This window comes from Thioalkalivibrio sp. ALJ1 (assembly GCF_000745395.1).
Lineage (GTDB): Bacteria > Pseudomonadota > Gammaproteobacteria > Ectothiorhodospirales > Ectothiorhodospiraceae > Thioalkalivibrio.
In genome coordinates this window covers 1708681-1732072 of record NZ_KN050684.1, presented here as the reverse complement: position 1 = coordinate 1732072, position 23392 = coordinate 1708681, and the positions used below count along the sequence as shown (strand labels likewise).

Sequence of the window (23392 nt, the reverse complement as noted above, 5' to 3'; positions counted from 1 at the left end):
GCAATCATAACAGCCACGTGCTGTCGGGAGCCCAGGACGTGTTGGTTGGGCGCTGCCCGTGAGTCGTTGGGGACGGACAACCAGGCAAAAAAAGACCCGGTTCAATGACCGGGTCGAAGATCGTCCAGACACCCGTGTGATGGAGGGTTGTGATCTGAACGGCGGGTCACCGGCTGCCGTTGCCACGAGCCGATGATTTCCGCAACTTGTATAAGTGGACAGGCGGTGTGGAAACAGGTTCCTGCCAGTGGCTGAAAGAGTGTGGTGGTGGTCACATTTTCAGATGAGCACGGCGATCCCGCCGAGGTTTATTTATTTTTCGGGTTCCTTGTGGAGGCGTGATGCGCGGTCTTGAACAGATCCCCTGGTTATACGACGCCCTGATGGCCAGTGCGGAGTGGCTGGGCTTTCGCCGCTGGCGGCGCCGCCTGGTTGCGGGCGCGACGGGCCGGGTGTTGGAGGTGGGTTGTGGGACGGGACGCGACTTGCCCCTGTATGACGACGCTTCCAGGGTGATCGGCATGGACCCCGACCTAGCGGCGTTGCGCCGCGCTCGCCAGCGGGCTCCGGGGGTGCCCCTGGTGGTTGCGCGGGCCGAGGCGCTTCCGTTTGCCGACAATGCCTTCGATACCGTGGTTTCCGGGCTGGTGTTCTGCAGCGTGCAGGATCCGCCGCGGGCCCTGGGCGAAGTGCGCCGGGTGCTGGAAACCGGCGGCCAGCTGCGAATGCTGGAGCATGTGCGTCACGCGCGGCCAGTCTTCGCCTACCTGCAGGATCGTGTGCAGCTGGCCTGGACCTGTGTGACCGGGGGCTGTCATCCGAATCGCGATACCGAGGCCGAGGTGGAACAGGCCGGGTTCTGCATCGAGCCGGACGATCGCGTGTCGCGCGGTGTGATGCGACGCTTTGCGGCGCGGGTCTGTGATGCAGCAGAGAGGCCTCGGGGCGCTGAAGGTCAAGGGCGTGATTGACCACGATGCGCACGAAGGGCACGAAGAAGGGCCAGGGCGGATTGCACTAAGGAGGACACAGAGCAGGAAATGTGGATTTGGAGGGGTCGTGGGAGTTTTGATCGGCGTGTGCAGCGTTTTGTGAAGGCAATCCGGGCAAAGTGAAAAAAGTTTTGTTCGAGGGCTCAAGTCTTGTCGGTAGAAGCCGTCAGCGGGGACAGGCCCGTTTGCGCGTTGAACGTCCACGGGCCTGAACATTCAGCGTTCGAGGAGTACCGTGATGGATGCAAGCGCGATTGCCGCAATGGCCACGCAGAACAGCCAGCAGCAGCTGGCGATGCAAAAGGATGTGGCCGTTCAGAAGAAGGCGATGGAATCGCAGGAAATGGCCGCCCAGTCCCTGCTGCAGGCGATGCCCGACATCGGCGAGATGCAGGCCGCCACACAGGGTCTGCCGGAAAACGTGGGTACCAACATCAACACCACGGCCTGATGTCCACAGCCTTTAGCCCCACAAGGCCCCGGCGCGCGAACGCACCGGGGCCTTTTCGTTTCCCGCCGCCCACAGCGGCCGTGGAAAACCCCTACCCATGTCACCCCAGCTCTCCGCGCCGCTATGGCCCGGATGACGACGGAGTCGCGATGCGCTCAGGATGGCACGTACCGGGCCCTGTCCCAGGCCATTCCATCAAGAGCCTTCACGCCCTTCCATCTTCCGGTGACCCGCCCCTTCCTTCCTCTGTGTCCTCCGTGCTCTCTGTGGTAACAAGCCCTTTGACCTTCTTCGTGCCTTCGTGCGCTTCGTGGTGAATCCTGCTATTGCCGCTGGGCCTCGAACTCGATGATCAGTTCAACCTCGTCCCCCACGATGTCGCGGGTCAGCCCGTAGGTCATGCCGAAGTCCGAGCGATTGAAGCTGCCGCGCATGGAGGCGCCCAGCACGTAGGGACGTCCAAACAGCCCGCCGAGCGGGAACGGGTAGCGCCCGACCTTGTTGATGGTCACGTCGAGATGGATGGTGCGGGTCTCGCCCAGCAGCTCCAGGCCACCACTCAGGCGCCCGGTGTTTTCCCCGGTGGGCTCGTAGCGGGTGGCGGTAAAGCGCATCTCCGGGTACTCCTCCACGTTCAGGAAGTCCTCGTTACGCAGGTGATCGTCGCGTTCCTCGTGGTTGGTGAACACACTGTCGGTCTGGATGACGAAATAGCCGTCGCCCAACTCGCCGGATTCCGGGTCGAACTGGAACTCGCCCTCGGCCTCCAGGAACATCCCCATGACCTTGGCGTAGCCGGCGTGATCGACCAGGAAGCCGACCGCGAAATGGTCGGGGTCGATCACCCAGCGATCGGCGTTGGCTTGGGCGGCGGTGCCCGACAAGGCGAGGGCGCCTGCGAGCAGAAAGGCCAGAAACGCCTGGTGCAGGTAAATGGTGGGGCGGGTGTAGCGGGCGTCAGTCATGACACACCTCCGGTCGGTGGCGATAAAGCCAGTGGATATCCACGGCAAAGGAGAGACTCAGGGCCAGCAGTCCGGCCAGGGCGATGGTGATTGCGGCGAACGCGGGCAGGCCAGGTATCAGCACCAGCAGCAGGACGACGGTCTGTACTACGCAGACGGTCTGGCGCCGCCGGCTGGGCGGCAGGTCGCCGGCCAGCCAGGCCCAGGGGCACGCGGCGAGCATGAAGGCATAGCGCATCAGCCCGATCAGGATCACCCAGGGGCCGACTACGGTCATCTGCCAGGTCAGCACCGACAGGGCGAGGATCATGGCCGCGTCCAGCTCCATGTCGAACCGGGCACCAAAGGCGGTCGTGTTGCCGGTGCTTCGAGCGATGGCACCGTCGACACCGTCCAGCAACAGCGCCAGGCCCGCAAGGCCGATCACCCAGAACGCCAGCAGCGGCTCGCCGGTGCCGGGGGCTACGAATGCCAGTGAGCCCAGCGGGGCAGTGAACGCAGCGCGCAACAGGGTGACTCGGTTGGCCGGACCGGGACCGCGGTGTCCGGGGGCGAGGGCCTCGGGGCGCGTCGTGATAACAAGTGCTGCGCCCAATGCGGCCCAGATCGCGGCATAGCCGATGAGTAGCAAGGCTCCCAGCCCGGCGTGCAGCATCAGCGCCACCGTGACGCCGATGCCGATCAGGCCCGACAGCAGCCAGTCGCCGCCCCAGACACGGGTTGCCCGCAGGACCTCTGGAGGTTGGCACGATTTGGCGGAGGAGGACTCCATGTTGCGATTGTAGCCTTCTGGTGTTGGTATCTCGGGTTTGCGACCGCGCCGCCCGGCTAGAGTTGCCGCCGATTGCGCGCTTCGCCCACACTGCGCGGATGATGATCTCGCTCTGTCCCGCCACGCTGGAGCGTTTCCGGTGAGCCGGCCCGATGCCGAACAGGCCTTCTGGGTCACGGGTCCAGGTCGTGGCGAACTGCGTTCGGAGCCGCTCGCGGAACCGAGGGATGGCGAGTTGCGGGTGCGCACCCACTTCTCGGCGATTAGCCGCGGGACTGAGTCTTTGGTGTTCCGCGGTCGCGTGCCCGAGAGCCAGTATCAGGCGATGCGGGCACCCTTCCAGGCGGGTGATTTCCCCTGGCCGGTGAAGTACGGCTATATCAGCGTAGGCGAGGTCGAGGCGGGGGGCGCGCCGGATCGGGTACCTGGGCAGCGGGTCTTCTGCCTGCATCCGCATCAAAGTACCTATGTCGTTCCGGTCACGGCGGCCGTTCCGATCCCGGAGTCGGTCCCCTCGGAACGCGCGGTGCTCGCGGCGAACATGGAGACCGCGATCAATGCGGTCTGGGATGCCCAGCCGGGCCCCGGGGACCTGATCGCGGTGGTCGGAGCCGGGGTGGTGGGTCTCTTGGCCGCGTGGCTTCTCCGTTCGATTCCCGGAACCGAAGTGGTGGTCATCGACCCGAATCCCGAGCGTGAGGCCGTGGCGGGTGCGCTTGGGCTCGCATGGGTCACGCCCGAAGCGGCCGCTGTCGAGCCGGCCCGGCAAGACCTGGATATCGTGCTGCATGCCAGCGGCCATCCGGACGGGCTCGTCCAGGCCCTGGCCCTGGCCGGGGTCGAGGCACGCGTGGTGGAGATGAGCTGGTATGGCGATCAGCAGGTACCCGCGCCACTGGGGGAAGCCTTCCACTCGCGCCGCCTCACCCTGCGCAGTTCGCAGGTGGGTCGCATCCCGCCGGAACGCGCCCCGCGCTGGGACTATCGCCGCCGCCTGACGCTGGCCCTCTCGCTGTTATCGGACCCGGCCCTGGATGCCCTGATCACTGGGGACGATGCGTTTACCGATCTGCCCGAGGTGATGGCCCGCGTCTCTGGTCCTGAGGCCGCGCGTACACTGTGCCATCGCATCCGTTACTGACGTCCGTCGCTCCACCCCTTCCACAGCAACCCTCAAGGACACCCGATGTACAGCCTGAATGTTCGCGACCACTTCATGATTGCCCACAGCTTTCAGGGCGAGACCTTCGGCCCGGCGCAAAAGCTGCACGGCGCGACCTATGTCGTCGATGTGACCTTCCGCCGTCAGGCCCTGGACACCGATGGGCTGGTGGTGGATATCGGCCGCGCCAGCGAGGTGGTCAAGGCGATCCTGGCCGACCTGAACTACCAGAACCTGGACGAGCGCGATGAATTCCGCGGCCAGAACACGACCACCGAGTTCTTGGCCCACGAACTGCACCAGCGGGTGTCGCGGTCTATTCATGCCGGTGAGCTGGGCGATTCGGCCCGTGATCTGGACGCCGTGTGCGTGACCCTCAATGAGTCGCATGTCGCCTGGGCCAGCTACGATGCGGCCCCGTAGTCGCGATGCGCGAACTGTTCCTGGTAGTGCCGGGTTCGCTGGAGCAACGCACCGGCGGGTATCGCTACGATGCGCGTATGGTCGCGGGCCTGCGGAACCGCGGCTGGGTGGTGCAGGTTTGCGAGCTCGATGGCGATTTTCCGGGCCCCAACGCCGCCGCCGAACGGGTGCTGGAGGCCGCGCTGGCGGGAATTCTCGACGGTCGTACAGTCCTGTTGGATGGCCTGGCTGCAGGGGGCTTCCCGGACGTTCTGGCCCGTCATGCATCGCGCCTGCGCCTGATCTATCTGTTGCATCACCCTTTAGGGTTGGAGACCGGGCTGGAACCTGCGCGGGCGGCGGAGCTGATCGAGAGCGAGCGCCGGGCGGTGCAGGAGGTCCTCGGGGTTGTGGCCACCAGCACCTTTACCGCCGGACAGTTGGTGGACTGGGGTGTTTCAGCTGAGCGGCGGCGAGCGGTGCCGCCCGGGGTGGAGTCACGGCCGCCAGCCAAGGGCCCCGACCCGGACGAGCCACCACGGATTCTTTGCGTCGGCTCCGTCGTGCCCCGCAAGGGTCAGCTGGAACTGGTGCAGGCACTCGCCCAGCTACAGGCGGACGACTGGCGCGCGGTCCTGGTGGGGTCGCGCAGCCGCGATCCGGGTTATGTACAACGCGTGGAGGATGCGGTCCTCGGGGCCGGGTTGGGAGATCGTATCGAGTGGGGCGGCGAGTGCGACGATGCCACGCTGGATGGATGGTATGAGCGGGCCTCGCTATTTGTGCTGGCCAGCGCCTACGAAGGTTTTGGGATCGCCTATACCGAGGCCATGGCGCGTGGTCTCCCGGTGATCGGTACCCACGGTGGAGCCATCCCGACGACCGTGCCGGAGCAAGCCGGCGTGCTGGTGCCACCGGGCGATGTCCAGGCCCTGGCCGCGGCTATCTCGCAGTTGCTGGCAGACCCGGATGCCCGGTGCCGTATGGGCCAGGCCGGCCGCGCATCGATGGCCGCCTGTCCGGACTGGCAGCAGGCGGTAGCGAGTCTGGAGCAGGCATTGCTCGGCTGGCGACCATGACGGAATCCTTCGATCGCGACTGGCTGGATCTGCGCGAACCGGCCGATCACGCCGCCCGTCCGCAGGCCTTGGTGGCGGACCTGTGTGAGGTGTTTGCCGGGCAGCGTCTGGACGCGCCACTGAGGATCACGGACCTCGGCAGCGGCACCGGCTCGAACTTACGCTATCTGGCCCTGAGGCTCGCAAATGTCCAGCACTGGCGCCTGCTGGATCATGATGCGGCATTGCTCGAACGGGCACAGGCGCCGCGCCCCGATGTGGTGGTCGAAACCTGCACGGTCGATTTTGGGGACAAGCCAGCGCGGATGCTGGATGGCACCGAAGCGTTGGTAACCGGTTCGGCGCTGCTGGACCTGGTATCGGAGGCGTGGCTCAGGCCATTACTCGAGTCCTGTGTCCAGCAGGGCGCCGCGGTGCTGTTTGCCCTTAGCTACGACGGCCGTATCCGCTGGTCGAAAACTGACCCGCTGGATGAAGAAGTCGAACAGCTAGTGAATCGGCATCAGCAATCCGACAAGGGGTTTGGCCGTGCCCTGGGACCTGCGGCGGCGACCTGCTGTGCGGTACGGCTCGAGGCCCTTGGGTACCGGGTTCGTCAGTGTGCGAGTGACTGGCACGTTGGTTCGACCCAGGCGTCACTCGGTCGTGCCTTGATTGAGGGCTGGGTGGTGGCCGCCACGGAGATGGCCCCGAAACGCGCGCAGGCCCTGCGCGAGTGGGGCGCAAGGCGCACGGTCGCGCTGACCGCCGGGGATGTCGAGCTGACCGTCGGGCACCAGGATGTGTTGGGGTATCCGTGAAGCTGTAATTGCATTGGCGCTTCGCAAGAGCGACGAATCGGTGCACGATAGCATTCGAGGATGAAGGCAAAGGAGGCGACGGGCCACGGTAAGGGATGTACCGGTGGTAGCTCTGGGGCCGGTCGCAGAACCAACAAAAAGGGGGAGTCATGGCACAGTCAGATAGCCGGCAGAGAAGCTTTGTGAGTCGTTACTGGATCTTGATCGTCATCGTGCTCTGGCTGGTCGCGTGGTCCGCGCGCGATCTCCTGCAACCCGGTGTCGATGAGGCGCCGCAGGAAGAGCAGGCCGATGCGGCGGCGGTTAAGGACGAGACCCCGGAGACGGCTGAGGGTCGCTTGTCGGAAGGTGATATGGACCCAATGACCGGCGAGGCCTACGAGCGTGATGACGAGACTGGAATGCACCGCGCGACCCCAGACTCGCAGGAGCCGGCCGACGCTCGTGCGCCCGAAGAACGGTCGAGCGAAGAACAGGTCGCGGGGCAGGTGCAGGAGGCGCTTGATGCCGGGCGGACCACGTACTGGCGTGATGGGCCGGGGGCCGCCGTGGAGGTCCTGCGCAAGGCGCTGGACGAGATCGATGCGACCTCGGCGCAACAGGCGGATCTCTACGGCGAACTGGGGAATGCCCTGTACGCCACGGGTGACGCCGAGGGTGCGATGCAGGCCTGGGATAGCGCTCTGGGGCTGCTGCCGTCGAGTGAACGGCGCAGGATGATCGAGCGCCTGACGCCGTTGTATGAACGTCATCATGCCGAGGGGGCGGGGCATCTGCGGCAGTACCGCTAGGACGCCACGGTTACGGTCCGGTCGAGCGGTATGAGGCGGGTCGTGTGAAGCCGCACAACAAAGGCCCCGGAGGTGAGTAACCTCCGGGGCCTTTGTCTTGGTGGGACGTAGGCTGCGCTACACCAGCTGGAAGCGATGCAGCTTGCGCCACAGCGTGGTGCGGTCCATTCCAAGAGCCCGTGCGGTTTGCGAGCGGTTGCCGGCGTTCTCGATCAGCGCCTGCCGCAGACGCCGGGCCTCGGGGTGCTCGCCAGGCGACCCATTAGTACCCGAGTCATGCCCGTTGGGCTCCCCCGACTGGATATGGTCAGCGGCCTCGGTATCCACCCGGATTGGCTGGGGCAGAGGGAAGTCGTCTACCTGGCCATTGCGAGCATGAAGCGTCAGGCATTCGAAGACGTTCTCCAGCTCACGGAAGTTACCCGGCCAGGGATGGTCCTGAAGGCGTTGTTTCAGGTGCGGGGCAATGCGGATGCCATGGCGCACCTCATAGCTTTGCAGCGTGGCGGAGAGATCCCTAGGACGCTCGCGCAGTGGCGGGATCTCGACCGTCGCGACCGCAAGCCGATAGAACAGGTCGGCCCGGAATTCACCGGCCTCCACACGGCTGCGCAGATCCTGGTTGGAGGCCGCAAGCACCCGGACATCGACCTGCCGGGTGGTGTTCTCCCCGACACGCTCGAAGGCACCATCCTGCACCGCGCGCAGCAGTTTGGCCTGCAGGCGCTGGCTCATCTCGCCAATCTCGTCCAGAAACAGCGTGCCGCCGTCGGCCGATTCGAAACGCCCCACGCGATCGCTAACCGCGCCGGAGAAGGCCCCTCGCGTGTGGCCGAAGAGTTCGGATTCGAGGAGTTCTTCGGGGATTGCGGCGCAGTTGATCTCGACAAACGGGGCACTGGCCCGCCGGCTGGACTGGTGGATGGCCCGTGCCAGGCGGGTCTTGCCGGTGCCGGACTCGCCCAGAAGCATCACGCGGACTTCGCTGGTGGCGACGCGCCGGGCGAACTGCAGCGTGGTCCTGCAGGGGGCATCGTGGGAATGGAAGTGGCTGTCGTCGAGGCCGTCGCGTCCATCTTCGCTGATGGTCTCCACCGCGGCAATGCGACGGCGCTGTGGCTGCAGGGTGATCAGGCGCAGGCCCCGGTCGTCGTCTTTCAGACGCAGCGGTTGGCTGATGACCTCCAGTGGCAGCGTTTCGTCCTCCAGCTCCGCCATCAGCGAAAAGTGCAGGGCGTGTCGGGTGTTGCCGGCATCGGCGTCGTCTTCGCCGGCCGCGATCGCGGCCTCGCGCAGGTGCTCCGCCAGGTTCAGCGGCCCGAGTCGCGCCAGGGTGAGGTGGGTTTCCGGGGGGATCTGCAGGGTTTGGTGTAAGGCCGGGTTGGCAAACAGGACGCGGCCCTGGGTGTCGCTGATGAGGTGTGGGTCCCGACTGTGTCGGATGCAGATCTCGGCCAGCTCGGTCGTGGTCATCCTGCCTCCTCGTGGTGATCTGGAGGGCAGCGAAGGCGGTGTGGTGTTGCAACGCCGCGCTCATCTGCAACACCTCGGAATTGCCCGTTTCGCCAACCCTTGTCTTGGTTATAGCGCGAAACGGGGGTGTTGCAACAGTCATCTATTAAATATCAGTACATCACAATTAAATGATTGAAAAATAAGAATGTCACAATACTGGCATATACGTTGCTTGTAGTTCGGCATGAGTTCTTCTACAAATGGGGTAATGAATACCCATCTCGGTTGTCACCCGGCATCTGTCCCCTGCCGAAAGGGTTTCAGCGCCGTACACCCCGGTCCCGGGATGTGTGCGGTCCGGTCGCTGCTGGCGGGTTCGTCCCGTCTCGCGCAGCGACCCGAATGTATGTGTGGGATCACCTCTCTCATCGCGGCTTTCGACGCGAGGTGCTGACGATCATGGTTAAGCGATTCTCTCGACTCTTCCTGAGTGCCTTGCTCACCCTGCCGCTGATCAGTCTGGGTTCAGGGGGGGTGGGGATGGCCCATGCCTCCGGGCCCGTCCTCACGGTGGAGCCGGACAAGGCCGCGACCCGCACCGTAAGCGGGACCGTGGTGCCCTACCGCGAGGTGACCCTGACCGCCCAGTCTGCCGGGCGGGTGGTGCAGGTAGCTGGCGCCGAGGGTGATCGCTTCGAGCAAGACTCGGTGCTGGTCTCGATCAGTGATGACCGGTTGCGGGCTCAGCGCCAGGCCGCCCAGGCCGAGATGCGCACTACCGAGGCTGCGATTCGCGAGGCGCAGATGCAGTACGGCCGCGAGGTGGTCTCACCGCAGTCGCGGAGCATTGGCCAAATGCCGGGCATGGGGATTCCGTCGATGTTCGACCAGATGTTCACCCAGCCGGCGGGACAGATGATGGGCATGGGCGACCCCGCACTGGACCGGCGTACGGACCTCTATTCCCGCTACATCGGCGTGGACCAGGCCCAGGCGCGTTGGGAGCAGGCGCGCGCCCGGGTGGCTGAACTCGATGCCGCGATCCGCGATACCCGCTCCGAGGCCCCGTTCGACGGGCTGGTGATGCACAAGCATGTGGAAGAGGGCGATACGGTCCAGCCGGGCCAGCCCCTGTTGACCTTCGGTCATGTCGAATACCTCCGCGTCGAGGCCCAGGTGCCGGTGAGGCTGGTCGCCGGCCTGCAGGAAGACGACTACGTGCACGTGCGCCTGGATACCGGTGACGAGGTCGAGGCCCGGGTTGCCCAGATCTTTCCGTTGGCCGATCCGCAACGTCATACCGTGACGGTCAAGTTTGATCTACCCCAGGGTGTGCGAGGCGGTCCGGGTATGCATGCGGCCGTACATCTGCCGCAGGGCGAGGCCTCGGGCAACCGGGTGGTGATTCCGCGCTCGGCCTTGATCCCCGGTGGGGCGCTGCCACGCGTGGCCGTGCTCGACGGCGAGGGCCACGTGCGTGTGCGCATGGTCCGTCTGGGCGGGTCTCGCGGAGATCAGGTGGTGGTGACCTCCGGTCTGGAGCCCGGGATGCAGATCCTGGCGCGGCCAGGTGCAGGTGTGCGCTCCGGGCAACCGGTCGGGAGCCGAGCGCCGGATTCGGGGGGTAGCGCCGACCCCTGGAGTCGCATGTAGAACATCACACCCGGCGGTGCGCCGGGGATAAAGGCCCCGGCCACGCCCCTGGCAGGCGAGCCGGTGCTCCACGCCGGAAACCCGGCGTTTGGGACGCCAGACTAACAATAGGACTGTTCAAGCTCGATGGCCGAAGACGACAGACAATCCAATACCGGTTTCCGGGAGAAGCACGGCGATCCTGGCATCGCCGGGCGTATGGCGGCGGCCTTTATCCACTCGCCGCTGTCGCCGTTGTTGCTCCTTGCCAGTATCGCGATTGGCATCCTTGGGCTGATGGTCACTCCGCGCCAGGAGGACCCGCAGATCTCTGTGCCCATGGTGGACATCATGGTGGCCTATCCGGGAGTCCCCTCGGAGCAGGTCGCCAGTCTCGCCGCGCGACCACTGGAGCGGTTGATGAGCGAGCTCTCCGGGGTGGACAACGTCTACTCCGTGTCGCATCGCGGTGAGGCGATGGTGACCGTGCAGTTCGACGTCGGCGAGGACATGGAGTCCTCCATAGTCAAGGTGCACGACAAGCTGATCGCCAATCGTGACTTGATGCCGCCGGGCGTCAGCGAGCCCCTGGTAAAGTCCAAGGGTGCCGACGATGTGCCGGTGGTCAGCCTGACATTCTGGTCGAACGAGGTGGACGATGCCCTTCTGCGGCAGATCGCACTCGATGCTCAGCAGCAACTGAACGAGGTTCCGGATACCAACCAGAGCTTCGTGGTCAGCGGGCGCGAGGAGCGCCTGCGCATTGAAGTATTGCCCGAACGGCTCGCGGGGTATGACGTCAGTCTGGATCAGATCGCCCAGGCAGTGCAGTCGGCGAATGTTGAGGGGTCTGCCGGACGCATCGAAAGCGATGGACTGAGTACCGCTGTGTACACCGGGCGTTTCTTCACCGGAGCGACGGATCTCGAGCAGCTATTGATTTCCGTCAATGACGGGCAACCCATCTATCTGCGCGATGTGGCCGAGGTCACCTATGGCCCGGGCGAGCTGGAACGCTTCGTGCGGCATTATTCCGGTCCCGCGGCCGTCGACGCGGACGCAGCGCCGGAGGGTGCGGCGGCAGTCACGCTAGCCATCGCCAAGAAGCCCGGCAGTAACGGCGTGACCGTTGCGAACGACATTCTCGAGCGCCTGGAACGCCTGAAAGGCAGCGTCATCCCGGATAACGTCGAGGTAGCGGTTTCACGGGACTATGGCAAGACTGCCAACGAGAAGGTCAACGAGCTGATCTTCAAGCTGTTCATCGCGACCTTCGCGGTGACCATCCTGGTTGGACTGTTCCTGGGGATTCGCGCCGCGCTGGTGGTGCTCATCGTGATCCCGGTGGTGATCCTGTTCACTGTATTCAGTGCCTGGGTGCTGGGCTATACCATTGATCGCGTCAGCCTGTTCGCGCTGATCTTCTCCATCGGCATCCTGGTTGACGACGCCATCGTGGTGGTCGAGAACATCTACCGACGCTGGTTAATGAAGCGCGGTATCGATACCGAGACCTCGGTGGATGCGGTGCGCGAGGTCGGTAACCCCACCATTCTCGCCACGTTTACGGTCATCGCAGCCCTGCTGCCGATGGGCTTTGTTTCCGGGATGATGGGTCCGTACATGCAGCCGATTCCGGTGCTAGGGTCGGTCGCCATGTTGTTCTCGCTGGTCGCGGCCTTCGTGTTCACCCCGTGGCTGACCCAGCGCTTGCGTCCGAGCATGGCGTATCTGGAAAAGGCGACGGACAAGGAGCACCGTCAGGCCGAGAAGCTCGGCCGCTTTTACCGCACGGTGATCCCAGGCCTGGCGGACAACAAGGTTCGGGGCTACGCCTTTCTGATCGGAGTCATCGTCGTCTTCTTCCTGACGGCCAGCCTGTTCATGACGACCGATGTCCGCGTGAAGATGCTGCCGCTGGACAACAAGCCCGAATTTCAGGTGATGGTGAATTTCCCCGAGGGCACGGCCCTGACCGAGACCGCGACCCTGAGCCATGACATGGCCAGCGTCCTGCGCGAGATGGACGAGGTCGTGGGGCTGCAGTCCTATGTCGGCACCGCTTCGCCGTTCAATTTCAACGGCCTGGTGCGTCACTACTACCTGCGCGACAAGCCCTGGCAGGGCGATATCCAGGTGCAGCTGGTGGACAAGGGTGACCGCCGCCGAACCTCGCACGAGATTGCTACCGAGGCGCGCAAGCTGCTCACACCGATGGCGCAGGCTGCTGGTGCCCGCATTCAGGTGGTCGAGATGCCGCCGGGCCCACCGGTTCTGCAATCGGTGGTCGCCGAGGTATACGGCCCCGATGCCCAGACCCGACGGGCTGTGGCTCGCGACCTTGAGGGCATGTTCGCCGGTGCTGAGCACGTGGCGGATGTGGACAGCTTCCTGCAAGCGCCGCACGAGGTCTGGCATTTCGACGTGGATCGCGACAAGGCCCTGCGGCGCGGTGTGACTGTAGAGACCATTAACCGCACCCTCGAGACTGCGATTGGCGGGCAGATCCTGGGTGACGTGAAGGCGCAATCCCTGGTCGAACCGCATCTGATCGAGATGCGCCTGCCAATGGCTACGCGCAATGACGTCCGGCAGCTGGAGATGCTGCCGGTGTTCACCCAACAGGGCGGATCGATCCCTCTGGCCGAATTGGGCGAATTTGTCCAGCGCCCGCAGGACGAGCCGATTTATCACAAGAATCTGCGGCCGGTGGAATATGTGACCGGCGAGGTGGTCGGTCGCCTGGCCGCACCGGTGTACGGTCAGCTCGAAGTCCAGGAGCAGCTGGCGGATTACCGCTTGCCGGATGGAAGCCAGGTGCAACCCCATTGGCTGGGGCCGCCGCCCAATGATGGCTCCACTGCGTTCGAGTGGGGCGGCGAGTGGACGGTGACCTACGAGACCTTCCGCGACATGGGCATCGCCTTCGCCATCGCATTGATCCTGATCTACATGCTGGTGGTCTGGGAGTTCGGGAACTTCGTGTTGCCGGGCATCATCATGGCGCCCATCCCGCTGACCCTGATCGGCATCATTCCCGGCCACTGGCTGATGAACGCCGAGTTCACCGCGACCTCGATGATCGGCTTCATAGCACTTGCGGGGATTATTGTCAGGAACTCGATCCTGCTGGTGGACTTCGGTCGCCAGGCGGTGGACGAGGGCCATGACGTACGCGACGCGATGATCATGGCCTGCCAGGCCCGCACCCGTCCGATCATTATCACCGCGCTGGCCCTGCTGGCCGGCTCCAGCGTGATCCTGTTTGACCCCATCTTCCAGGGCATGGCGATCTCGCTGATGTTCGGGACGGTGGTGGCCACGCTGCTGACCCTGGTGGTGATCCCGCTGGGCTGCATCTCCGGACGTCGTGCCTTCTGCCCGACCAGCCTGGATGAAAACGGCGAGGCGGCAGTGGGATGTGCGCCAGGTAATGGCAACGGTAACGGTAACGGCCATGGAGGTGCGGGCATGGCGGCCGCATCCGGCCCGGGCGCTGCAACCGAAGGCAAGGACATTTTCGGCCCCCGTGAAGGCGGCCCAGTGACTCAGGCCGTGCAATATGGCGGCTTGTACCTGAAATGCCTGGCCCTGGCCTTCCTGGAGGGACTGCGCGACCTGGCCCTGGCGGTGTGGCGCCTAATCCGTTCGTTTATCGAGCGCCGGCGCAACCGAGATGGCGGCGGCCCGCCCCCGGCCGGTCCGACGTCCACCGGAGGCCCAAGCAGTCCGGCCGGTGGTGGCAATGGTTCGCCACCCGCGGCGGGATCGGGCTCCGGCTCCGATGTGGTGGCGACCGAGCGCTCGGCAGACCCAGCACCGAAGCAGGATCCGAAACCGGCATCGCCACGTGACGCCAGCGCTGAATCCGCGAGTTCGGCCTCCGCCCAGAACCGCGCTTCGGCCCCGGCGGCTGCGGATAGTAGTGGTGTCCGCACCGCCACCTCCGCCCCCAAACCGAAACCAAACCGTGAGTCTGGGAAGGCGCCCGCAAAGACGAAGACGGCGACCCGGAAGAGCCCCTCCAAGAAATCGGCCGCTGCGACGAAATCGGACGCTGGCCACACGGGCTCCGGAACAGGTACCGCCTCTAGCGCTCCACCCAAGGCTACGGGTCAGGACAAGCCCTCGACTGCGAAAAAGCCCGCGGGTCGCTCCTCCGGGGCGACCGCCAGGAAGACGAGCGCTACCAACACCAAGGCGGCGGGCAAGGATGCGAGTCCGAAGTCTACGACTTCCGGTAGTGGTTCGCGGCGCGCAGCCGGCTCCAAGAGCGCGACCCAAACGAGTGCCGGGGCAGTGAACAAGCGCACTTCCACAGCATCCAACAAGAAGACCGGCGGAACCACCAAGCCCGCCACCACGAGCAGCAAGACCGACCGCAAGGACAGCGGTAGTTCCCCCAAGAGGGGAGGAAAGTCGGGGACGCCCGGCAAGGGCCGCGCCCGGCGCGGTATTCGACTTAAATGAACATGCAAGCAAGACCTCAAGGAGGTTCGTAATGAAGAAGCGATTCAATACACGAGCGATCGGTACGACGCTGGCGAGTGCCGCTGTGGTCTCGGTTCTGGCGTTGGGTGTGGCCCAGGCCGATGAACAGCAGGCTCAGGGTTACGGCCAGGGTCCGGCGATGGGCCAGCAGGGTCCGGTGCCGGGTCCGTACGGGCATGGCCCGTATGGCCAGCAGGGTATGGGTGCGCATCCCGGTGGCGGGATGATGCAGCAGCGCGAAGGCTCCGGTGACTTTAGTTTCGGCATGTCCGGGCGCGGCCATGGGCAAGGCTATGGTCGTGGCCACGGTGATGGGTACGGCCAGGGTTATGGCCGCGGTCATCAGGGCTATGGCCCCGGTCCCCAGCAGGGTGGTTTCGGTCATCCGGGGATGATGCAGCCGGGCTACGGCATGCAGCAGCGCCCGGGACCGGGTTACGGCCAGATGCCGGCGTTTGATCCGGACAACCTGCCGGAAGACATGCCGGAAGAGATGCGTGAGCGCATCAAGGCCCAGCACGCCGAGCGCCAGGAGCGCATGGAAGAGATGGAAGCCATGCGTGAGGCACGACAGAAAGCCATGGAGGCCGGGCGCAAGGCGTACGAGGAAGAGATGGAGCGCCAGCGTGAGCAGCGCATGGAGATGATGCAGGAGCGTCGTGAGTCCATGCAGGAAGGTGGTGATTACTGATCCTGGATCGGTAATTGATTCCCGGCCGACGCGGTTGTCGGCCGGCGTGGAAACCAGATGGAGGCGGTTCGCCATGCAAGGCAGGCAGTGCGGTCAACAGGAACACCAGCGGCGTAGGATCGCCCCGATTTTCGGGGTTGTGCTGGCTGCTGGCTGCCTCTTGCCGACCGCCGACCTGGTGGCGAGTGATCGCCAGAACCCCTGGGCCTCCGCAGCGCCGGAGGTTCAACGCTCGGCGCCGGAACGCTCGCATGGGCGTTTTCCCGACCGTGATTACGACCCGTCCCGACGGGCGGAATCACGCGAGGCGCCGACCGGGGGTTACCCGCCCGGCTTTGGCCCTGGGCCCTATGGGCCTCACGGGTCTCAAGGCGGGATGGGCTCTGTGCCTTTCCACGCCCCCGGCGGGATGCCGGGGGGTTATCCATACGGGTATCCGGGCCAATCCGGTTACCCGGGAATGGGCGGGCCGTTCTCGGCCTTCCCCTGGGGAATGGGCGGTTTCCCGTTCCCCTGACGGTTAAGCGTGCATTCGAGAAGCCCTCCCCGCGTGCACGCATTCAATATGAGGGCATGACTCCTTCAGGAGGTAGCACCATGAATAAGTTCGTTAAAGCAGCAGTTCTCGCCGTTTCCCTGGGTGGCCTGGCCGCCCCGATGATGGCCTCTGCCCAGTGGGGCGGCCCCGGTTACGGTGGTCCTGGTTACTATGGTCCGGGTTACGGCTACGGCCCGAGCATGCCGTTCTTTGGCGGCCCCGGTTACGGCCGTGGTCACGGCATGGGCGATATGATGAGCGACATGATGGGTGGCGGTGATTTTGACTTCTCCGCCCGCGGTCGCGGTCATGGCCACGGTTATGGCCATGGCTATGGTGACGGCTACGGTCGCGGCTATGGCCACGGTTATGGCCATCCGGGTTACGGCTATGGTCCGCAGCAGGGCTGGGGCCAGCAGGGCTGGGGCCCGCAGGGTCAGATGCCGCAGCAGCAACAGGGTCAGGGCAACTAAGTCCAAAACCCGTTGTAACTGGCCTGCCCGTATTTCGGGCAGGCCCTTTTTACTGAAAGTACTGACCAATGGATGGCTTATGAGTCCATTGGTCAGCACTCTCCCCGCAAGGAGCCGACATGCAGACCGTTGTAGCCAACCTGAAGGGCGGTACGGGCAAAAGTACAGTCGCCTTCAATCTGGCCTTATGGTTGCTGGAGGGGCGCCGTCGTGCGTTGACGGTGGATCTGGATCCGCAGGCCACCCTGAGCGATGTGTTGGCGGTGCGTCGGGAGGAAGGCTATCAGCCGGCGCTGGACGGCGTGGCCGACCTTGAAGCTGCGCGTGCGGGACAGGGCGACTATGACGAGTTGCTGATCGACGTCGGTGCGTCGGACATGGAGTCGCTACTGGAGGCCGTGAAAGGATCGGATCGGGTCCTGATTCCGGTGCCGCCCAGCCAGGCGGATGTCTGGTCCACGTATCGATTTGTGCAGCGTATTCAGAAGGCGCGAGGGTCCCGCAAGAAGCCGGAGATTCTGGTGTTCATCAACCGAGCGGATACCCACCAGGCCGTGCGCGAAACGGACGAGACCTGGGAGGCCCTGCAACAGATCGATGGAGTGCGTCTGCTGAAGCCGCGGCTGAAGCAGCGCATGGCCTTCCGCCGATCCTTTAGCGAGGGACTTTCGGTGCACGAACTGGAGCCGCGGGGCAAGGCGGCCTCGGAGCTGGATGCACTAGCGGCAGCCGTATTTGGGCGGCGCCGCCGGAAAAAACAATAGCCCATCGGTGTCCCGGCAACGACCGGGCCAGATGGGCAGGAGGGGTTTTCAATGCGCTTTATACGCAACGCACTGGTGGTGATCGGGCTGGTTTCGCTGATTGCTGTTGGGTACGCCATCTTCGCTTTTGAGCCGTATCTCAGTCAGGCGCGCTCGCTGGATTCCCAGGCGCCCAAGGTGTACGCGCAGATTGCGCGCACGGTGCTGGAGACGGGAGATGCCGCCGAGGCGATGGTCTACAAGCGCCAGGTGGATGAAGGCCTGAGTGTCGAGGAGGTCGAGGATGTCCTGCGTCTTGTGGCCAACGAGCTGAATATCCGCAACGTGGGCGAGTTGCCCATGGGCGAAGAGGTGCGCAGCGTCACGGGCGAGGATTTTCCGTTCCTCAAGATCTACATGTTCTGCGATGTCGCCATTGCTGCGCAGATGGTAGGCCACAGTCCGGCGATGGCCGCCTACCTGCCGTGCCGCATCGTTTTGCAGGAGGATGCCGACGGCAACCTGTGGCTGATGACTCTGGATCTGGACCCGATGATCCATGGAGGGCGCCCGCTGCCCGAGGAGTTGCACGAGCAGGCGGTGTTTGTGAAGGAATCACTGGAGGAGATTATTGATCGCGCCGCCGTTGGCGCCTTCTGATGGGGGTCTCGATACTGGTTTTCATGCATCTACAAAGGGCGTTCAATGAGTGACGAGAGTCGTGAAGAGTTTGAAAAGGTCCGAAGCGAGGCCGACAAGGCGGATGCCCGGTCCCACCGCTTGGAATTGATCGTTTACACCGCCCTGATCGCTTTCATTGTGTTGGCGATCTACGGCTTCTGGTTGATCACCAGCTTGACTCGGGATGTAGGACAGCTCACTCAGGAAATCACCCAGATGACCAAGGTGATGGATCGCGATATGTCGATTATCGCAGGCCACATGGCCTCGATGGATCAGCAGATGACGGACATCAACAACACTATGCGCGTGATGAACGAGGAGGTGGCCGTGATCGCCGGGAACACCCAGTCAATGGATTCCAATATCGGCTCGATGACACGCGACACCCGCGTCATGGCCGGTTCAATCACGGGTATGCAACAGGACATGTGGAGCCTGAATCGCAATGTCGGCGGTCCCATGGGTATGATGAACATGTTCAATCCATTCTCTGATCAGAGCGGTCCGGTCCGGGGTTCGCCGGGGCCGTATTACCCGCGCTGATCACGCCTTTCGTCCGACGGAGTCCCGAATGTTCAATCGACCTGGCCCCCGCGTGCGCAAGCAGCTCAAGCTGCTGAGTGATCGCCTTGCCGAAGAAAATCCGGTCCTGAAAGGGGTTGTAGATCCCTTCCGCGACCTAGATCGGGTTGGCTATGCCGCGGGTCTACTGGACCCGACCGAGGATTCGTTCGCCTTTACCATCTCCTGGTGGCCAATGATCGCCACCTTGGGCACATTCTCGGCGGGCAAGTCCACCTTCATTAACGAGTACGTCGGCACTACGGTGCAACGCAGTGGCTCTCAGGCGGTAGACGACAAATTCACCGTGATCAGCTACGGCGGCAGCGAACACGTGCAGGAACTGCCGGGGCTTGCCCTGGACGGCGACCCACGTTTCCCGTTCTATCGCGTCTCCGACGAGATCGAGCGCATCACCGATGGCGGTGGGCGCACGGTGGACCACTTCCTGGCGATGAAGACCGCGCGCTCCGAGCGTCTGCGCGGGCGCATCCTGATCGATTCCCCGGGGTTCGACGCGGACGAGCAGCGCACGACCATCCTGCAACTGACCGATCACATCATCGATCTGTCCGATCTGGTACTGGTGTTCTTTGACGCTCGCCACCCGGAGCCGGGTGCGATGCGCGACACGCTGGAGCACCTCGTCAATCGCGTTGCCGAACGTAACGACTTTACCAAGCTCGTGTTCATCCTCAATCAGATCGATACCACCTGGCGCGAGGACAACCTGGAAGAGGTGGTCTCCGCCTGGCAGCGCGCTGTCGTGCGCCAGGGCAATGCCACCGGGCGTTTCTACTGTCTGTACAACGAGAGTGCTGCGGTGGAGATCGGTGACTCGCAGGTGCGCGAACGCTACGAGGAAAAATCCCGGCGCGACCGCCAGGAGATCCACGCCAAGATCCAGGAGATCAGCTCCTCGCGTTCCTACCGCATTCTGGGCTCGCTGCAGGCCATTGCCGAATCCATCGAGATGGACGCGTTGCCCGCGTTGAAGAAGGCGTTGTACCAATGGCGCCGCCGCGTGGTGCAGTTCGACGTCGGAATGTTTGCCGTGGTGGCAGTTATCCTGGGCCTGGTCGCGTACCAGTCCACCGGGAGCCTCGCTCCCTGGACGGACGGCAGCGTCTGGCAGGCGTTGGGTGAACGCCCGCTAATGACTACCTTCGGCTTGGTGGTATTGGCGATCGCGCTGGGCGGGATTCACTTCTTTAACCGTCGCTGGATCGCGCGACGCATCGCGCGGACCCTGCCCACGGAGACTGCGGCCGGTAACTGGCGAGCTGCCTTCGAGAAGAACACGCGCCCCTGGCGTCCGATGCTGGGCCGTGCCCCGTTGGGGCTGGGGCGGCGCATGATCAGTCGTCTGCATCAGCTGCGCGACCGGGCCGAGTCCTACATCCAGCGCCTCAACAACCAGTTCGTCGATGCCAGCCCGGTTTCGCGTCAGGGCGGTCGGGCCTCGGCCGCGGATGTCTATCACCCGCCGGAGCCGGAAGCCACGGCCCCGGATTCGACGCGAGGCACGGATGCACCTCGCGATAACGTAGAGCCGGAGGCGCCGGAGAAGCGCTAGCCGTCCAGGACGATTCCCCACGATTCGAGCACAGCAGGGGGGCGGCTATATTAGCCGTAGGCGTTGTGCAGGAGGAGCACGATGACCATACTGGCGTGGCTCATGTTTGCGTTGGCCATGATTCTGGTCCCGATTTCGGTTTGGGCCAGCATGGCGGCGCTGGGGGTGTGTGCTGGTTGTGCACTGATTCGAGATTGGCGCAGGGGGCGTCAGGCATCGAGGCATTAGGCCGGCAGATAACCCACGGGCTTTCACTAATAGGAGACGGGCCGCGCAGGGGGCTGTGGCGGGTCCGAATCCTTTACGACTGTAAGAGAGAGTAGAAATGAGTGATCAAAAGAAGATGGCCATCATTGCCACTAAAGGTAGCCTGGACTGGGGGTATCCCCCGTTCATCCTGGCGTCCACGGCCGCTGCCCTGGGCTACGACTGCGAGGTGTTCTTTACCTTTTACGGCCTGCAGCTGCTGCGCAAGAAGCTGGACTTGCAGGTGACCTCGCTGGGCAACCCGGGCATGCCGATGCCGATGCCTATGCCAGTGATGTTGCAGGCCCTGCCGGGCATGCAGAAGATGATGACCGTGATGATGAAGAAGAAGATGGCGGCGAAGGGCGTCTCCGATCTGGGCGACCTGCGTGAGCTGTGCCTGGAGGCGGAGGTGCGCATGGTTGCCTGCCAGATGACGGTGGACCTGTTCGACATGGACACCAGCGAATTCATCGACGGTGTGGAATACGCCGGGGCGGCCGCGTTCTTCGAGTTCGCCGGCGAGTCCGACATCTGCCTGTTCATCTGAACCGGCCGCGCGCCTGACGCACCCTCAAGGCCCCGCAGCCCCGCGCTGCGGGGCCTTTTTCGTTTGTGGGGCTCGTCCGGCGAGATGAAGGGCCATTTTCATCACGAAGCACACGAAGGCGCGAAGGAGAGCCAGGGCGATTGAACCACAGAGAGCACGGAGTGCACTGAGAACACTGCAGTTGTTCGGGTGTTCAGGGCGCGTTGATCACAGCGAAACGCATCGCGGCCGGTTCGCCCCATAGGATGGACGCGCTTGGCTGCGATCATCGATGTCCTGCCCGCCCAAGAAGGGATTTCTCTGTGCCCTCCGTGGTAGCAACGCTTTTGACCTTGATCTTCTTCGTGCCTTCGTGTGCTTCGTGGTGAATCACCCAGGGCTCAGTCGTGGCCGGCGTACATGGCTTCGATGGCGTTGGCGTAGTGCTGGGAGATGACCGGGCGTTTCAGTTTCATCGTCGGGGTCAGCATGCCGTTGTCGACGGACCAGGGCTCGTGCACGACGTGCACGTGGCGGATCTTGGCGTAGCCCGGGAAGTCGCGCAGCTGGTATTGAATGCGCTGGAGCAGGGAACGTTCGGCGGCGCGCGGTAGACGCCCGGCGGTGCTCGGGTCCAGACCCTGGTCCTCGGCGAAGGTCGCCCAGGCCTCGGGCTCCGGCACGACCAGGGCGGTGAGGAAGGAGTGGCCATCACCGACCACCATGACTTGGTCGAACAGGGCATCCAGGGCGATGGCCATCTCCATGTCCGCCGGTGGGACCTTCTCGCCATTGGTCAGCACGAGGATATCCTTCAGGCGGCCTGTAATGAAAATGTGGCCATCATCATCAATTTGGGCTTGATCGCCGCTATGAAGCCAACGATCTTCGTCGATCGTGCTCGAAGTGGCCTCCTCGTTCTTCCAGTAGCCGAGCATGACGCAGCTGGAGCGGGTGAGGAGTTCGTCCATCTCGCCAATCTTGACCTCGATCCCGGGCAGCGTCTTGCCGATGGAGGCCGGCAGGTTGTCGTCTGGGGTGTTCACGCTGACCACGGGACTGGATTCGGTCATGCCGTAGCCGTGCAGCACGGGCAGGCCGAGCCCGATGAAGAAGCGCGCGATTGGGGGTGGTAGCGGCGCCCCGCCGCAGACGGCAAAGCGCAGCTTGCCGCCGAGGCGGTCCAGCACCTTTTTGGCCACGATGCGCTCCAGCAGCGGCCATAGCAGGAAGCCGAGGGACCAGGACGCGCGCCCCTGTTGGTACTCGAATCGGCGCCAGCCAATGCCCACGGTGGCCTTGAACAGGCCGCGGCCGATCGCGGATTTCTGTTTTAGCCCGGCCTGAATGCGGCCGTGCACGCGTTCGTAGATACGTGGAACCGAGATGAGCACGGTGGGCTGCACCGACATCAGGTCTTCGCCCAGCCCCTGGATGGAGCGGGCGAACGCGACCTCGGCGCCGATCAGCATGGGCATGTAGTAGCCGGCGGTGCGCTCCAGCATATGCGACAGCGGAAGGAAGGACAGGAAGCGGTCAGCATCCGACAGAGGGCCGGCGGTGGCGCAGGCGCAGGCATTGTCGAGGATGTTGCGGTGCGACAGCATCACGCCCTTGGGGCGCCCGGTCGTGCCAGAGGTGAACACAATGGTCGCCAGGCCATCCGGATCGAGGTCCGGGTGCTGTACGCGCTCCGGTTCGCCTCGTTCCAGCCAGGTCTCGATGCTCATGACCCGCTCGCCTTCCGGCTCGCCCTCGGTGTCGCCCAGGCAGACGATCCGCTTGAGCGACGGCATATTCCCGAAATGCTCGGAGAGGCGGCGGCTGTGTGCGCTCTCGCCCAACAGAAGCAGGCGTGCCTGGGTCTGACCAATGATGTAGGCCACATTGTCGGGCCGGTCGTCGGTGTACAGCGGTACGGTGACCAGGCCCAGCTCGGTCGCGGCCTGATCAAACGCCACCCATTCGCGGGAATTGCCGAGCATCATCGCCACACGTTCCCCAGGCTTGAAGCCCTCGTGGGCCAATGCGGCCTGCCACCGATCCACCATCGTGGCCATCTCGTTCCAGGTGGTCTGCTTCCAGGTCTCGTCGGTGGCGTCGAAATGACGATAGGCCGGTGCATCCGGGCTCATGGATACGCGGGTGCGGAACAGAGTCGGCAGGGTCGGTGCTTGGTCCGGGGTGATGGTGGTGGACGACATGAAGGCCTCGTGCGCTGGGAGCGATTGTCGGGGGTAGCGCTGCTCTGCGGGGCGCTCGCGATGCAGCGCCGTGCGGCAAAACGTTTCCTTGGGACGTTAGTGGACGCCTGCGCCTGGGGCAAGTCCCGGCCCATTCGGCCGCTAGGGAGACGCTG

The 23392-nt window shown here is 64.2% G+C and carries 20 protein-coding genes; 16 read left to right on the top strand and 4 right to left on the bottom strand.

Annotated elements, in window-relative coordinates; all coding sequences use genetic code 11:
- Positions 1-341: 341 nt before the first annotated feature.
- A complete protein-coding gene (locus tag F462_RS10505) occupies positions 342-971 on the top strand; it encodes a class I SAM-dependent methyltransferase (protein ID WP_038053945.1) in 630 nt (209 codons plus the stop codon).
- A gap of 259 nt (positions 972-1230) precedes the next feature.
- Positions 1231-1443, top strand: coding sequence for a YjfB family protein (locus tag F462_RS10500; RefSeq protein ID WP_018141702.1), 213 nt, complete (start codon positions 1231-1233; stop codon positions 1441-1443).
- Positions 1444-1766: 323 nt separating this feature from the next.
- Here F462_RS10500 and F462_RS10495 read toward each other — a convergent pair whose 3' ends face one another.
- Positions 1767-2408, bottom strand: a complete 642-nt coding sequence (locus F462_RS10495; RefSeq protein ID WP_018141701.1) for a YceI family protein — start codon at positions 2406-2408, stop codon at positions 1767-1769.
- Positions 2401-3180, bottom strand: a complete 780-nt coding sequence (locus F462_RS10490) for a CDP-alcohol phosphatidyltransferase family protein (protein WP_018141700.1) — start codon at positions 3178-3180, stop codon at positions 2401-2403. The genes F462_RS10495 and F462_RS10490 overlap by 8 nt, the downstream gene beginning before the upstream one ends.
- A gap of 139 nt (positions 3181-3319) precedes the next feature.
- Here F462_RS10490 and F462_RS10485 point away from each other — a divergent pair, with 139 nt between their 5' ends.
- The 5 genes from F462_RS10485 (at position 3320) to F462_RS10465 (ending at position 7414) form a co-directional block, all read left to right on the top strand.
- The gene (locus tag F462_RS10485; RefSeq protein WP_038053942.1) at positions 3320-4321 is read left to right on the top strand and encodes a zinc-dependent alcohol dehydrogenase; all 1002 of its coding nucleotides are present in this window, start codon (positions 3320-3322) and stop codon (positions 4319-4321) included.
- A gap of 45 nt (positions 4322-4366) precedes the next feature.
- The gene (locus tag F462_RS10480) at positions 4367-4765 is read left to right on the top strand and encodes a 6-pyruvoyl trahydropterin synthase family protein (protein ID WP_038053938.1); all 399 of its coding nucleotides are present in this window, start codon (positions 4367-4369) and stop codon (positions 4763-4765) included.
- Positions 4766-4770: 5 nt separating this feature from the next.
- Entirely contained in the window at positions 4771-5823 is a 1053-nt protein-coding gene (locus F462_RS10475; protein WP_018141697.1) for a glycosyltransferase family 4 protein, read from the top strand.
- Positions 5820-6623: a class I SAM-dependent methyltransferase gene (locus tag F462_RS10470; protein ID WP_018141696.1), complete on the top strand. Its 804-nt coding sequence runs from the start codon at positions 5820-5822 to the stop codon at positions 6621-6623. Before F462_RS10475 ends, F462_RS10470 begins: the two co-directional genes overlap by 4 nt.
- A gap of 149 nt (positions 6624-6772) precedes the next feature.
- Positions 6773-7414, top strand: a complete 642-nt coding sequence (locus tag F462_RS10465; protein WP_026181643.1) for a hypothetical protein — start codon at positions 6773-6775, stop codon at positions 7412-7414.
- A gap of 117 nt (positions 7415-7531) precedes the next feature.
- On the opposite strand, the gene F462_RS10460 is transcribed toward F462_RS10465, so the two are convergent.
- Positions 7532-8887: a sigma-54 interaction domain-containing protein gene (locus F462_RS10460; RefSeq protein WP_018141694.1), complete on the bottom strand. Its 1356-nt coding sequence runs from the start codon at positions 8885-8887 to the stop codon at positions 7532-7534.
- Positions 8888-9328: 441 nt separating this feature from the next.
- Here F462_RS10460 and F462_RS10455 point away from each other — a divergent pair, with 441 nt between their 5' ends.
- The 9 genes from F462_RS10455 to F462_RS10415 all read left to right on the top strand — a co-directional run bounded on the left by F462_RS10455 (position 9329) and on the right by F462_RS10415 (position 21054).
- Positions 9329-10522: an efflux RND transporter periplasmic adaptor subunit gene (locus F462_RS10455; RefSeq protein ID WP_026181642.1), complete on the top strand. Its 1194-nt coding sequence runs from the start codon at positions 9329-9331 to the stop codon at positions 10520-10522.
- 126 nt (positions 10523-10648) lie between these two features.
- Complete coding sequence (locus tag F462_RS10450) at positions 10649-14971, top strand: efflux RND transporter permease subunit (protein ID WP_038053934.1); 4323 nt, start codon at positions 10649-10651, stop codon at positions 14969-14971.
- A 31-nt stretch (positions 14972-15002) separates the two neighbouring features.
- Positions 15003-15683 (top strand): sulfur globule family protein, encoded by a 681-nt coding sequence (locus F462_RS10445; RefSeq protein ID WP_018141691.1) that lies wholly within the window; start codon positions 15003-15005, stop codon positions 15681-15683.
- A 597-nt stretch (positions 15684-16280) separates the two neighbouring features.
- Positions 16281-16694 carry a sulfur globule family protein gene (locus F462_RS10440; protein ID WP_038053933.1) on the top strand — a complete coding sequence of 138 codons (414 nt, stop codon included), beginning with the start codon at positions 16281-16283 and terminating at the stop codon, positions 16692-16694.
- Between the two features lie 119 nt (positions 16695-16813).
- Positions 16814-17458, top strand: coding sequence for a ParA family protein (locus F462_RS10435; protein ID WP_018141689.1), 645 nt, complete (start codon positions 16814-16816; stop codon positions 17456-17458).
- 51 nt (positions 17459-17509) lie between these two features.
- Complete coding sequence (locus F462_RS10430) at positions 17510-18097, top strand: DUF302 domain-containing protein (RefSeq protein ID WP_018141688.1); 588 nt, start codon at positions 17510-17512, stop codon at positions 18095-18097.
- A 45-nt stretch (positions 18098-18142) separates the two neighbouring features.
- Complete coding sequence (locus F462_RS10425; protein WP_018141687.1) at positions 18143-18664, top strand: hypothetical protein; 522 nt, start codon at positions 18143-18145, stop codon at positions 18662-18664.
- A 28-nt stretch (positions 18665-18692) separates the two neighbouring features.
- Positions 18693-20258 carry a dynamin family protein gene (locus tag F462_RS10420; protein ID WP_018874586.1) on the top strand — a complete coding sequence of 522 codons (1566 nt, stop codon included), beginning with the start codon at positions 18693-18695 and terminating at the stop codon, positions 20256-20258.
- A 325-nt stretch (positions 20259-20583) separates the two neighbouring features.
- Positions 20584-21054, top strand: a complete 471-nt coding sequence (locus F462_RS10415; RefSeq protein WP_018874584.1) for a sulfur carrier protein DsrE2 — start codon at positions 20584-20586, stop codon at positions 21052-21054.
- 380 nt (positions 21055-21434) lie between these two features.
- Here F462_RS10415 and F462_RS10410 read toward each other — a convergent pair whose 3' ends face one another.
- Positions 21435-23237: an AMP-dependent synthetase/ligase gene (locus F462_RS10410; protein ID WP_018874583.1), complete on the bottom strand. Its 1803-nt coding sequence runs from the start codon at positions 23235-23237 to the stop codon at positions 21435-21437.
- Between the last annotated feature and the right edge of the window lie 155 nt (positions 23238-23392).